Origin of the sequence: Gordonia sp. 852002-10350_SCH5691597 (assembly GCF_001665715.1) — a bacterium.
GTDB classification, from domain to species: Bacteria; Actinomycetota; Actinomycetes; order Mycobacteriales; family Mycobacteriaceae; genus Gordonia; species Gordonia sputi.
Genome location: NZ_LZMO01000111.1, coordinates 17,996 through 31,200, shown reverse-complemented (window position 1 = coordinate 31,200; position 13,205 = coordinate 17,996). Strand labels below are relative to the sequence as shown.

Genomic DNA, 13,205 nt, shown 5'->3' with positions numbered 1-13,205 from the left:
CGCGTCGTCGAGCGCGCGACCCGACAGCGCGCGTGAGTGTGTGATGTCGCCGATGGCTCCACTCGAAGGCTCGACGGTGTAAAAGGTCGTGCCGCTGTCGCCGCAGTCGACGACGACCACCGACCGGTACCTCCCGATCTGGCCCGTTTCGATCAAGCAGGCCACCACGGCCTCCTCAACGGAGACGAGGTGGATCTGCCGGCGTGGACCCGACCCCGTCGAGCCGATGAGCTCACGCCCGAGATCGCCGCCTGCCGCGACACCGATCGGCCCCACGCGTCGTTCGGCGCCGCGCGCGGCGTCGAGCATGAGGTCGATGCCCGCGTTGACTCTGCCCGAGGTGTCGTGACCATCGCTGGGATCGACGTCGATCACCCGTGACTCCACGAGTTCGCGACCCGAGCCGTCACGCGTGAGCAGGACGAAGTGGATCATGCCCTGACCCAAGGAAACACCCATCGACGTCGTCTCGTCGTGGGTGGAGCGATCGTGTGGTCTATCCAGCGTCGAAGAGATTGGTTGCCTGCCCGTTTGTCGCCGTTCGTCGTTCGCCGTTCAGTGCGACGCGCTCTACGCACAGCCGCAGCGCACCACGACTCACTCGGTGCGCTCACGCCTGGGTTCAATCGATCCAGAGGTCCCGGATGCCGATCCAACAGGTGCCAGATCAGCTCACGTCACGGGACACTTTACCGAAGCGTGCTCCATATTGTAATCAATCCGTGCCCAACGGATCTATTGACGCAGCTAGCCATAGCATGAGGGATCCAACGCTGGCAAGGGATATAACGTCGAAGAATCTACCTCTGACCTGCAGTAATCCCACTCGTGACGTTGGCAACACCGCGCGCATGAATGCGCCGAGAAGCAGAGCCGTTCCGAAAACGAACGAACCACGTCGCCAACGGTCGAACAACACCAGCGCCGCTCCGGCGATCACGCCGAGCATCACCAACAGATAGGGAATCTGCGCGATGTAGGCGCGGACCCGACGGGCATGGCGAAGCTGTCGCACCCGCGCATCCGTCGCTGAGTTCACCGTCCGGAATCTCCGGCGACGCTCACTCCGGCTGCGAGATCTGCCTCTGCACGCTCGACCACATTGACGAGCAGGAACGCTCGCGTCAGTGGCCCGACGCCGCCCGGATTCGGCGACACATATCCCGCGACGTCCCACACGTCGGGAGCGACGTCGCCGACCAGACCGTCCTCGGTGCGGCTGACGCCGACATCGATGACCGCTGCCCCCGGCTTGACCATGTCTCCGGTCACCAGATGCGGCACACCCGCCGCCGCCACGACGATGTCGGCACGCTTGATCTCTGCGGCGAGGTCGCGGGTTCCGGTGTGACACAGCGTCACGGTCGCGTTCTCACTGCGTCGAGTGAGAAGCAGGCCGATCGGGCGTCCGATCGTCACACCACGGCCGACGACGGTGACGCGGGCACCATTGATCGGGATGTCGTAGCGCCGCAGCAGGTGGATCACGCCGCGCGGTGTGCATGGGAGCGTCGACTCCTTGCCGAGGACGAGTCGTCCGAGGTTGATCGGGTGCAGACCGTCGGCGTCCTTGGCGGGATCGATCCGCTCGAGCGCGGCGTTCTCGTCGAGATGTCGCGGCAGCGGGAGTTGCACGATGTAGCCGGTGCAACCGGGGTCTGCGTTGAGCTCGTCGATGGCTGCGTTGAGGTCTTCGGTGGTGGCATCCGCGGGTAGATCCTTACGAATCGACGCGATGCCGATCTTGGCGCAGTCGGAGTGCTTGCCCTTGACGTAGGACTGCGATCCCGGATCGTCGCCGACGAGGATCGTGCCAAGACCCGGCATCACGCCGGCCATCCGCAGCTTGTCGACGCGTTCACGGAGATCGGCGAAGATCTCGTCGCGGGTCAGCTTGCCGTCGAGTCGTATCGCGCTCACCCGTCCATTGTTCCATCCTGTCCGAGGCTCGGTGTCAGGTGTGCAGGTGTCGTGTGTCAGATGTCGGGGTCGCGATGCGTTGCGCCCATCCGAGTACCGTGCTGCCATATGCCCACGAACGCCGCCCGCCCGGTCACCATCGCCGACGTCAGGAGGGCGCGAGGCCGCATCGCGACGCACGTTCGACGCACGCCGGTGCTGCGCGCGGAGATCGACACGGTCAGCGGAAGTGTTCCGGTGGTCTTCAAGCTGGAGTACCTGCAGCTCGGCGGCTCGCTCAAAGCCCGCGGAAGCGTGAATGCCGTGCTCGCGGCACGCGACGCGGGAGAGCTCGCAGATAGTGGAGTGGTGGTGGCGTCCGGCGGAAACGCCGCGATCGGCGCAGCGCATGCGGCGCGGATCGTCGGCACGCGGTGCACCGTCGTCGTACCCGAGAACGCGCCACCGGTGAAGGTGACGGCGCTGCGGGATCTGGGAGCCGACGTGCGTCTACACGGCTCCAGGTATCACGACGCGGCCGAGTTCGCGGGTGCGCTCGCCACGAAGACGGGTGCGCTGCTGCTCCACGCGTACGACCTTCCCGACATCGTCGCGGGCGCCGGGACCATCGCCCTCGAGTTGGCCGCAGACGTTCCCGGGCCGCAGACCGTCGTCGCATGCGTGGGAGGCGGCGGACTGCTCGGAGGTCTCGCAGCTGCCCAGCGCCCCGGCGATCGTCTCGTCGGCGCGGAGCCCACCGGAGCGTCGAGTCTGCATCAAGCGGTGAAGGCGGGTGGGCCGGTGTCGGTCGAGCTCGACAGCATCGCCGCGGACTCGTTGGGCGCCACCAGGATCGGCGACATCTGCTGGTCGACCATCGCCGACAAGGCAGTCGAGAGCGTCGTCGTCTCCGACGACGAGATCATCGCCGCGCGTCGAATGCTGTGGGAACGGTTCCGCATCGTCGTCGAGCACGGCACCGCCACCGCGGTCGCAGCGGTCGCCGCAGGGCTGGTGACGCCAGCCCCCGACTCGACGCTCTGCGTGCTGCTGTGCGGAGCCAACACCCGACCCGACGACCTCTGAGCCGACTGGGCGCCGACCGCCCCGACAAGGCGTCGGATCACGCTCTGCACAATGGACGCCATGTTCCGCATCATGTTCTATCAGCCGTGCATCCCGCCCAACACGGGTAACGCGATCCGGCTGGCTGCCAACACCGGCAGCGAACTCCATCTGATCGAGCCGCTCGGTTTCTCGATGTCCGACGCTCAGGTGAAACGGGCAGGCCTCGACTACCACGAGATGGCGAACGTGACCGTCCACCCGAACCTCGTCACAGCGTTCACCGAGCTGAAACCGCAACGCGTCTTCGCATTCACCGCGCATGCATCGCGATATCACACCGACGTCGACTATCAACCCGGCGACGTGCTGCTGTTCGGTCCGGAACCCACCGGACTCCCCGACGAGGTACTCGCCGAACCCGAGATCACCGACCGGCTTCGTATCCCGATGCTCGCCGGGCGACGCTCACACAACCTGGCGAACGCCGCGAGCATCGTCGTATACGAGGCGTGGCGACAGAACGGATTCGACGGCGCGGTGTGACGAAAGTACCTGCGCACGAACGGGACTGACGCACAGTCGGCGCCACGGAGCGCACAGTCGACACTGTGCGGGGCCCACTCGATGGAGGCGCGCGGGCTTAGTAGAACCCGACGGAAAGCCCGCCTAGCCCACGCGGAAACGCTTGGTGCGCGCGGTCGCTCCCCCGATGAGTGCCACCTTGGACTTCGGCACGCCGAGGTGCTTGGCGAGCAGTTCGGCGACCGCCTTGTTCGCCTTACCCTCGGTGGCGGGCTCGCGCACGTAGATGGTGATGGAACCGTCCGGCCCGGTCTCGACGAGCGGCCCCTTGCGACTGCTCGGTTTTGCCGTGACGATCACCTGTTTCGCCATCTGTTCCTCTCCCCGCTGTCGTTGTGCGCGAATGCTTTCCGCGCCGTTGTCAGTGCACATCTCACATCGGTGCACATCTCACATCACTGCAAATCCCACGTCAGTGCCAATCCCGCGAGCGGGTACCCACTCGAAGATCCATCCGCTGCAACCGATCTGCAACCACCGTCACCGCACCCTCTGCATTCTGCACTCTGCCGCGTACCAGCAGCGCCGACGCCGAGTGTGCCAACTCGCGATACCGCGACCACAGCCCGACCGAGCACACCACGTTGACCATCCCGGTCTCGTCTTCGAGGTTGATGAACGTCACGCCGGATGCTGTCGCCGGACGCTGCCGGTGGGTGACAGCCCCTCCGACGATGACACGTGACCCATCCGGCACAGACAATAGCGCCTCTGCGGGCAGGACACCTATCGCAGTCAACCGCGGACGCAGGAACTGCGTCGGATAGTTCGACGGCGTGATCCCCGTCGCCCAGGCATCGGTGGCGGCCAGCTCAACATCCGACAATCCCGGCAGCGTCGGTACCTGCGCAGATGACTCCAACTCGAGATGCTCGACGCTCGCGGAGGCCGCCGCGCCCGCCTCCCACAACGCTTGTCGTCGACTCATGCCGAAACACTCGAACGCACCCGCGCCCGCCAATCCCTCGAGGTGTGCGAGGTTGAGATCGGCTCGCCGCGACAGGTCGGTGATACTCGTATACGGACCGTCGGCTCCTCTTGATTCGACGATGCGCGCCGCGACGTCGTCTCCGACCCCGCGTATCGACGCCAACCCGAGCCGCACGTCGAGCCCATCGTTCTCCAACGTCGCCTCGGCCAGCGACGCGTTGATATGCGGCCGGTGCACGTCGACGCCGTGTCGGCGCGCATCGGCAACCAGCGACTGCGGCGAGTAGAAGCCCATGGGTTGCGCACGCAGCAGTGCCGCGCAGAAGGCCGCCGGATGGTGCAGCTTGAACCACGACGAGTAGAAGACCAACGATGCAAAACTCTGCGAATGACTCTCGGGGAAACCGAAATTGGCGAAGGCTGCCATTTTCTCGAAAATCCGGTCAGCGACCTCGTCGGTGATGCCGTGGGTGCGCTGCATACCTTCGTAGAAACGTCGACGAAGCCGCTGCATGCGTTCGGGCGAGCGCTTGGACCCCATCGCACGACGGAGCTGATCCGCCTCGGCGGCGTCGAATCCGGCGACGTCGACGGCCAACTGCATGAGCTGCTCCTGGAACAGCGGTACGCCGAGTGTTCGCTTGAGCGCTGGCCACATCGACGGATGTTCGACGGTCGGCTCCTCCTGGCCGTTGCGTCGGCGGATGAACGGGTGGACCGATCCGCCCTGGATCGGTCCCGGACGGATCAGCGCGACCTCGACGACGAGATCGTAGAAGCAGCGTGGCTTCAGTCGCGGGAGGGTTGCCATTTGCGCTCGTGATTCCACCTGAAAAACCCCGACAGAGTCTGCGCGACAGAGCATCTCGTACACCGCCTGCTCAGAGAGGTCGAGTTTGGCGAGGTCGACATGGATGTTCTTGTGTTCGGCGACCAGATCGATCGCGTAGTGCAGCGCCGAGAGCATCCCGAGACCGAGCAGATCGAACTTGACCAAACCGATTGCGGCACAGTCATCTTTGTCCCACTGCAACACGCTGCGATTCTCCATCCGCGCCCACTCCGTCGGGCAGACATCGGCAATGGGGCGATCACAGATCACCATCCCACCGGAGTGGATTCCGAGATGCCTTGGCATGTTGGCGATCTCGCTTGCGAGATCAAGCACGTCGTCGGGCGCGGTATCGGGCATCTTGCTCCAGGCGTCCTGCTGACCACTCGCGTAGCCGAGCGCTCGCGCCATGTCGCGCACCGACGATCGGCCCCGGTAGGTGATCACGTTGGCGACCTGCGCGCTGTACTCGCGGCCATACCGTCGGTACACGTACTGGATCGCCTCTTCACGACGGTCCGATTCGATGTCAACGTCGATGTCCGGTGGCCCGTCACGCTCAGGTGAGAGGAACCTCTCGAACAGCAACTCGTTGGCCACCGGGTCGACGTTGGTGATACCCAACGCGTAACACACCGCGGAGTTGGCGGCGCTCCCCCGGCCTTGGCACAGGATGTCGTTGCGTTTACAGAAGTCGACGATGTCGGCGACGACGAGGAAATAGCCGGGGAAGGTGAGCGTTTCGACGATCGCCAGCTCGTGCTCGATCTGCCGGTAGGCCGCCGGATGTTGGGCTGGTGTCCCATAGCGGCGTCGCGCGCGGGTCATGGTGAGATGCCGTAGCCAACTGGACTCCGTGTGCCCGGCCGGCACGTCGAACGGCGGCAACTGCGGCGCGATCAATCCGAGTGAGAATGCGCAGTCGTCGGCGAGGTCTGCCGCGGCGGCGATGGCGTCAGGATGCGCGGGCAGCAGGCGCATCATCTCGTCGCCGCTGCGCAGATGCGCACCGCCGACCCCCGGCATCCAGCCCGCGATGGTCTCGATGTCGGTGCGGGCACGGACCGCCGCCATCGCCAGCGCGAGGCGTCGACGGCGCGGCCCCGCGAAGTGTGCCCCCGACGTCGCGACGGTCGGCAGCCCGAATCGTCGCGCGAGGTCGGCGAGTACCGCATTGCGCTCGTCATCGTCGGGCAGGCCCTGAGCAGTGAGTTCGACGACGACGTCGTCGCGTCCGAACCGCTCGACCACTCCGCCAAGAGCGGCCTCGGCAGCACCGATACCCGCCCGATCCAACGCTCGGCGAACCGCGCCCTTGCGACAGCCCGTCAGGATCACCCAGTGGCCTGCGTCGCGGGTCAGCCGGTCGACGTCGTAGCGCAGCAGCCCCTTCTCACCACCGGACATGTGGGCGTCGGCAATGATTCGTGACAACCTCCGATAGCCCTCACTGTCACGCGCGAGGACCAGCAGATGCTCACCGGCCGGATCGGTCACCCCGGTCCGGGTCACGTCGGGCTCCAGGGAGAGTTCGGCACCGAACACCGTCGGCATCGCGAATTCCTTTGCGGCCTCGGCGAATCGGACCACGCCGTAGAAACCGTCGTGGTCGGTGATCGACAGACCGGTCAGGTCGAGTCGGGCCGCCTCCTCCACCATCTCCTCGGGCATCGACGCCCCGTCGAGGAAGCTGTAGGCACTGTGCGCGTGCAGTTCGGCGTAGCGCACCGACGAGCGCTCGCGTGCAACCTCCGGTGCGGTGTAGGCACCCCGCTTGCGCGACCACGCGGGGCTGTCGTTGCCGTCGCCGGGTTGCTCGGGACCGAAGAACTCCCCCGGCCGACCGCCTTTCGGCGAGCGCCCCGACAGCACTCGCTCCATCTCCCGCCAGGTCGGCGGGCCCTGGTTCCAACCCACCCGTCCATCATAGAACATACGTTCGACAGACGGTGAGTGGTGGGCTGCCCCCTCGCCTCGCCGACGACAGTCCCTGCCACCCGACTTTGAATATGTGTCGAACTGAAGGATGTGGGTGCTGCAGCACCCACATCCTTCGATTGGACCCACATCCTCGCTCAACTCGACGACGTTCGGCACTCGCTCGTTGCGGCGAGACCGCACCATCAGTCTGCCGACACCGCTCTCGGAATCCGACGATCCACCAACGTCATGGCGATCAACACCGATCCGATGACCACGATCGCCCAGCCCGCGACGTGTAGTCCACCGTCGGTGGCGCGGGCCCCGAAGGCGATACCGATGAGGCTCGACGAGAAGATCGCCCCGAAGTACATGAACGTTCTGTACAGACCCGACGCCACGCCGATCGACTCCGACGGGCTCTGCGTGTAGAGCGTCGCCTGGTTGGCGTAGCCGCTCAATCCGTTGGCTACGCCGAACAGGAAGGTCATCGTGAGCAGGATCCACAGCCCAGAGGAATGATGGATCGCCACGGCGGTGACACCGGCGCCGACAAAGCAGAAACCTGTGAGGATCAACGGAATTCGCACCCATCCGTGCGTCGAGTTGACCCGCGCACACACGACACTGAGCGCGGAGTACGGGATGAGGATGAGGCCGACCTGCGCGGCCGTGTAGCCCGCGGACTGCTCCATCCACTGGCTGATGCCGTACATCGCCGTGTACGAGCCGAGCCCTGCCAGCATCTGGCGCAGGTAGGTGCGCACCAACGGGGAGTTGGCCGCGAGCATCCGTACGTCGATGAGCGGTTGTGCAGCACGTAGTTCCCAGAGGAACAGCAACAGCCCCGATACGGCGACGATGACGAGCAACCACCACCGCGGTTCTGGCAGGCGCGCCAAGAACTCGAGTGTCACAACGACGGTCACCGCGAAAAGCACTACCCCCACGACGTCGACGACGCGGACAAGACCCCGGACACCACCTACATGGACCGCCCCGTCGCGGGGAATACTGCGCAGCGCCCACGCGATGGTGACCAGTGCAACGGGGATGTTGACGAAGAACACAGCGCGCCAGCCGAACACACCGGTCAGTACACCGCCGAGGGGCAGACCGATGACGGCGATCACCTGGGCGGCGATCGAGAACCCGCCGAGTATCCGGCTCGGCACGCCGGTGCCGAAGGAGTCGGCTCGCGACCGCACGAGCGCCATGGCCGTGGGATACGCCGCAGAGGTGCCGATGCCGATCAACGCACGGGAGAGCAGAAGACACCAGAACGCCGGCGCGGCGGCACCGATGACACCGGCGATCAGCAGGATGACCAGCCCGGAGGCGAAGACGCGACGAGGACCGAATACCGTCGCGAGTTTGCCCATCGTCGGTTGTGCCACTGCGCTACACAGGTAGAGCACTGAGATCAGAATCGTCGTCTGGGCCGGACCCCGATGGAAGTCGACGCCGATCCCGACGAGCGCGGTGGCGATCATGGAACTGTTGATCGGGTTGAGTGTCGACCCCATCAACAGTGGCCCGGTGAATCTCCAGCCGAAGGGATTGCGCTGTGCCACACCGGCGTCGCCGGTGGCCACGGCACTCACTGAGCTGTGGCGTCGAGGAGTTCGAGAAGCTCTGCGGTCGAACCTGTCTCGGCGATCTGGGGGAACACCTCGCGCACGCTGTGCGCGTGACGCTCCCCGTCGGAATCGGTCATCGCATCGGTCGGCAACGTCACGTTGAACCCCGCTTCGTGTGCGTCACGCGCCGTCGATTCGACGCCTGCGCCACTGGCGATCCCGACGACGGCGACCTGGGTGACCCCCCTGGAACGCAACTCCTCGAGGAGACCGGTACCCGCGAATGCGCTACGCGAATGTTTGGTCACCACCAGATCGTCTGGCTGGGGGGCGAATTCGTCGATGAGCTCGGTCCCCTCCGTCGGCAATTGCGGCCTCGCCGATCCAGAGTTGCGGTCCGTCCGGCCGGGAGGCACGGCGTCGACGTTGACCATCACCACGAGGTGGCCATACTTATGGAACCTGTCGACCAATTGCCCCGCGCGGTCGACGATTTCCGACGCCGGGTACGGTGCGAGATTGTCGCGCAACGCGATTCCACGTTGCATGTCGATGACGATCAGCGCGACCCGCGGGTCGAGAGCTGTCATTGCCATGGATTCCTCCTTGATCGAAGCGACTGTCAGGACTCCGCCACACGGCGGAGAAGCTCTGTTGCGGTGGCGATCTGCGCCCATTCCTCGTCGGTGAGAACCTGCCCGAGCCGATCAGCGAGCCAGTCCTCGCGAGCCAATCGTCCACGCGCGTAGGTCTCGCGGGCCTTGTCCGAAAGATCAAGGAGCGTCTTTCGACGATCCTTCGGATGAGGCGTCCCGATGATGAGTCCCTGCTCGAGCAGTGCCGCAACCGTCGTCGACATCGACTGCGGGCGAACACCTTCGGCTCGGGCGAGGTCGTTCACTGTCGACGGTCCCCCACGTTCGAGCCTGCCGAGCACGTTGGTCTGCGACCGCGTGAGATCCCCGATCGGGCCCTGCGCGCGGAGTCGGCGATTGAGCGCCGCCAGCACGGGGCGCAGGGTCGCGGCAATCTCGGCGGGATTCTCAGACATATAGTGAGTCTAGCAAATAGTCAGTCAACTGATAAGGTTCCTGACAGAAAGGGAGATTTCAGACAACTCTCCCGCCGACCCTGGGTATCCCAGGGCCAACAACTCCCCGTGGTGACGTTGCCATTTGGTGATGTAAGTGTCAGGGTGAATCCGAGCACTTCTTACCGCGGAGTAAGAAGGCGCGAGTCCGCAGTTGCCAGCCGGCCGGAGGAACAGATGACCACGTATTTCATCACCGGAGGGACCGGGTTCATCGGACGCCGGGTGATCGAACGACTGCTCGCCGCAGACCGGGGCGCCCACGTCTACGCGCTGGTCCGCTCGGGATCACGCGCACGATTCGACGAGATGTTCGCCGACGCTCCCCCGGATCGACTGCATCCGATCGCCGGGGAACTCACCTCGCCCGGGCTGGCCTTGTCTGGCACAGAGTTGCCCGAGATCGACCACGTCATCCACCTCGCCGCGATCTACGACATGACCGCCGACGCCGAGGCCCAGCAACGTGCCAATGTCGACGGCACCGCGCGCGTCGTCGACTTCGCCGTCGAACACGACGCGATGCTGCACCACGTCTCGTCGATCGCTGTCGCCGGTGACTATGCGGGCGCCTTCACCGAGGACGATTTCGACCTGGGGCAGGGGTTTCCGACGCCGTATCACCGCACCAAGTACGAGGCGGAGAAGCTCGTCCGCGAGCGGGAGGGACTGCGCTGGCGGGTGTACCGGCCGTCGGTCGTGGTCGGCGATTCGCGTACCGGCGAGATGGACAAGGTCGACGGCCCGTACTACTTCTTCCCCCGATTGGCGCTCCTGGGACTCCTGCCGTCGGGTATTCCACTGCCGATGCCAGACCTGGGTCGGCTCAATCTTGTACCCGTCGATTTCGTGGCGCAATCCATCGCAACCCTCGTCGACGACGAGCCTGAACGCAGCTGCGAGGTGTTTCATCTCGGCGATTCGCGGGACCGCGGTGTCATCGGCATGTACAACGCGCTCGCTCCTGCGATCGGTTCACCCAAAGGTGTTGGCGTGGTGAGCAATCGGATCGTCGCCCCTGCTATCGGGCTGACCGGATTCGGGCCGCTACGTCCAATCCGCGATCTTGTCGCGTTACAGGAGGGCATCCCACCCGCACTGCTCGACGGCATGCGAATGACGGCGGACTTCCGTGCCACACGAACCCTGGCACGATTGAGTGGCCGCGGCGTCGAACTTCCTGATCTCGACGACTACGGACCACGCCTGTGGGAGTACTGGACCACCCATCTCGACCCGGCACGGCACCGCAGGCGTGATCCGCGCGGACCGCTCGTCGGTAAGCACGTGTTGGTCACTGGCGGGTCGAGCGGCATCGGCAAGGCCACCGCCCGGATGTGCCTCGAACGGGGTGCCGACGTCTACGTGATCGCCCGCAGCGCAGACGAATTGGCCTCCGCGGTCGCCGATCTCAATGCATCGCAGTCGAAACCGGGCATTCCGCCCGGACGTGCTTATTCCTATCAGTGCGACATCACCGACGAGGAGGCGGTGCGGACACTGGTGAAGTCGGTCATCGCCGACCACGGTCACGTCGATGTCCTGGTCAACAATGCTGGGCGCTCGATTCGTCGATCAACGCTCAATTCCGTTGAGCGCTCGCATGATTACCACCGGGTGATGGCGGTCAACTACTTCGGAGCCGTCAACGTCGTACTCGCACTGTTGCCGCACATGGTGGAACGACAGAGCGGGCATATCGTGAATGTGTCGTCGATCGCCGTGCAGACGCGTGGCGCGCGATTCGGCGCGTACGCGGCATCGAAGGCGGCGCTGGAGGCGTTCAGCGAGTCGACGGGTGCTGAAACCCTCTCCGAACACGTCTCGTTCACCAACGTGCGGCTACCGCTGGTCCGCACGCGGATGATCGCGCCCACCGAGGCCTATCAGAACTCCGCCGGGGTGTGGAGCGTCGACAAGGGAGCGTCGAAGGTGTTGCAGGGCATCGTGACGCGTCCGGCGCGCATCAGTCCGCCGCTCGGACAGCTCGCCGAGTTCGGCCGGAAGTTCACACCGCGACTGACCGCACGGATTCTGCACCAGGAGTACCTTCTGGTCGACGAATCGGCGGCCTCCCTCGGTACCGTGGATCGGTGACCGACACCCCGTATCTCGCCGTCGACCTCGCGCGCCTCGATCGCAACCTGCAGGCGGTCGCCGAGCTCGCACGGAACGCTCACGTCGATCTGCGCCCCCACGCCAAGACGCACAAGACCGCAGAGCTCGCTCGACGCCAGATCGACAGCGGCGCTGTGGGTCTCACCGTAGCGACGATCGGAGAGGCTGAAGCGTTCGCCGCCGCGGGCTTCGGTGATCTGTTCATCGCCTATCCGCTGTGGGTCACAGCCCACAAGGGTGCACGCCTGCGCGCGCTCGCCGATCGGGTGTCACTCCGCCTGGCCGTCGACTCCGTCGAGGGTGCCGTGCGCCTTGCCGCCGAGCTGTCCGGCGCCGAGGTTCTCGTCGAAGTCGACTCCGGACAACACCGGACAGGTGTGGCACCTGAGTCCGCGGGCGAGGTCGCAGCGGCTGCGCAGTCGGCTGGGCTCAAGGTGGTCGGGGTGTTCACCTTTCCCGGCCACGGATACGGCCCCGGACATGCACGCCGTGACGCCGCCGCACAGGAGATCGCGGCACTCTCATCAGCGGCAGAACAGTTGCGCGACAGGGGAATCGAGCCACGCGTGCGAAGCGGAGGCTCGACGCCGACGATCGAGTTCGCGGATTCGGGCGTGTTGACCGAGATCCGACCGGGCGTCTATCCGTTTTACGACGCCCAGCAGGTGGAGCTCGGCGTCTGCGGATTCGACGACGTGGCGCTGACCGCCGTCAGCACCGTCGTCCGCCGTGACGGGCGTCGTGTGGTTCTCGACGCGGGCAGCAAGATCATCGGCGCCGACCGCCCCGCGTGGGCCAGCGGACACGGTCGGATACTCGACGAGCCTGCCGCACGCATCGTCGCGCTCTCCGAACACCACGCGGTTGTCGAGTACCCGGACGAGTACGTCCCTTCGCTCGGCTCGACGGTGCGCGTCGTACCCAACCACGTCTGCACCGCGGTGAACCTCGTCGACGAGCTGGTCGTCGGCGGTGGTGCTGGTGAGGGTGGTGAGGGCGAGGTTGCGACGTGGCGCGTGGTCGCCCGCGGCGCGAACAGCTGACCGCGGGCTCCGCGCGCGTGCACGGCTCGGGTCGCGCCGCGCCGGCCCGCGCAGAAACTAGGGGAAAGAATTTTTCCGCGGGTTTCGTACCCCTCCCCCAGAAACAACACGAGAAAACGTAAAGAACCCAAGGAAAGAATCCT

Annotated in this window: 11 protein-coding genes and 1 pseudogene; 4 read left to right on the top strand and 8 right to left on the bottom strand. The window is 65.5% G+C overall.

Features of this window, described 5'->3' with window-relative positions; translation table 11 throughout:
- From A5777_RS08300 to A5777_RS08290, 3 genes and pseudogenes are all read right to left on the bottom strand, one after another.
- Nucleotides 1–459, bottom strand: a pseudogene (locus A5777_RS08300) (hypothetical protein); the annotation flags it as partial.
- 256 nt (nt 460–715) lie between these two features.
- The gene (locus A5777_RS08295; RefSeq protein ID WP_064862276.1) at nt 716–1,039 is read right to left on the bottom strand and encodes a DUF3017 domain-containing protein; all 324 of its coding nucleotides are present in this window, start codon (nt 1,037–1,039) and stop codon (nt 716–718) included.
- Nucleotides 1,036–1,920 (bottom strand): bifunctional methylenetetrahydrofolate dehydrogenase/methenyltetrahydrofolate cyclohydrolase, encoded by an 885-nt coding sequence (locus tag A5777_RS08290; RefSeq protein WP_064862287.1) that lies wholly within the window; start codon nt 1,918–1,920, stop codon nt 1,036–1,038. The genes A5777_RS08295 and A5777_RS08290 overlap by 4 nt, the downstream gene beginning before the upstream one ends.
- Before the next feature lie 108 nt (nt 1,921–2,028).
- Between A5777_RS08290 and A5777_RS08285 the strand changes: the two genes are divergently transcribed.
- Together A5777_RS08285 and A5777_RS08280 are read left to right on the top strand one after the other, a co-directional pair.
- Nucleotides 2,029–2,985, top strand: a complete 957-nt coding sequence (locus tag A5777_RS08285; RefSeq protein ID WP_064862275.1) for a serine/threonine dehydratase — start codon at nt 2,029–2,031, stop codon at nt 2,983–2,985.
- Between the two features lie 60 nt (nt 2,986–3,045).
- Nucleotides 3,046–3,510 carry a tRNA (cytidine(34)-2'-O)-methyltransferase gene (locus tag A5777_RS08280; RefSeq protein WP_064862286.1) on the top strand — a complete coding sequence of 155 codons (465 nt, stop codon included), beginning with the start codon at nt 3,046–3,048 and terminating at the stop codon, nt 3,508–3,510.
- A 123-nt stretch (nt 3,511–3,633) separates the two neighbouring features.
- Here the strand turns inward: A5777_RS08280 and A5777_RS08275 are convergent, their stop codons facing one another.
- From A5777_RS08275 to A5777_RS08255, 5 genes are all read right to left on the bottom strand, one after another.
- Nucleotides 3,634–3,861, bottom strand: a complete 228-nt coding sequence (locus tag A5777_RS08275; protein WP_005207899.1) for a DUF167 domain-containing protein — start codon at nt 3,859–3,861, stop codon at nt 3,634–3,636.
- Between the two features lie 100 nt (nt 3,862–3,961).
- A complete protein-coding gene (locus A5777_RS08270; RefSeq protein WP_064862285.1) occupies nt 3,962–7,228 on the bottom strand; it encodes an error-prone DNA polymerase in 3,267 nt (1,088 codons plus the stop codon).
- 206 nt (nt 7,229–7,434) lie between these two features.
- Nucleotides 7,435–8,826: an MFS transporter gene (locus A5777_RS08265; RefSeq protein WP_231894988.1), complete on the bottom strand. Its 1,392-nt coding sequence runs from the start codon at nt 8,824–8,826 to the stop codon at nt 7,435–7,437.
- A gap of 5 nt (nt 8,827–8,831) precedes the next feature.
- Nucleotides 8,832–9,407: a cysteine hydrolase family protein gene (locus A5777_RS08260; RefSeq protein ID WP_064862274.1), complete on the bottom strand. Its 576-nt coding sequence runs from the start codon at nt 9,405–9,407 to the stop codon at nt 8,832–8,834.
- A 26-nt stretch (nt 9,408–9,433) separates the two neighbouring features.
- Nucleotides 9,434–9,862, bottom strand: a complete 429-nt coding sequence (locus tag A5777_RS08255; RefSeq protein WP_064862273.1) for a MarR family winged helix-turn-helix transcriptional regulator — start codon at nt 9,860–9,862, stop codon at nt 9,434–9,436.
- A gap of 216 nt (nt 9,863–10,078) precedes the next feature.
- On the opposite strand from A5777_RS08255, the gene A5777_RS08250 reads away from it, so the two are divergent.
- Nucleotides 10,079–11,998: an SDR family oxidoreductase gene (locus A5777_RS08250; protein WP_064862272.1), complete on the top strand. Its 1,920-nt coding sequence runs from the start codon at nt 10,079–10,081 to the stop codon at nt 11,996–11,998.
- Complete coding sequence (locus A5777_RS08245; protein WP_064862271.1) at nt 11,995–13,062, top strand: alanine racemase; 1,068 nt, start codon at nt 11,995–11,997, stop codon at nt 13,060–13,062. Before A5777_RS08250 ends, A5777_RS08245 begins: the two co-directional genes overlap by 4 nt.
- Nucleotides 13,063–13,205 lie beyond the last annotated feature (143 nt).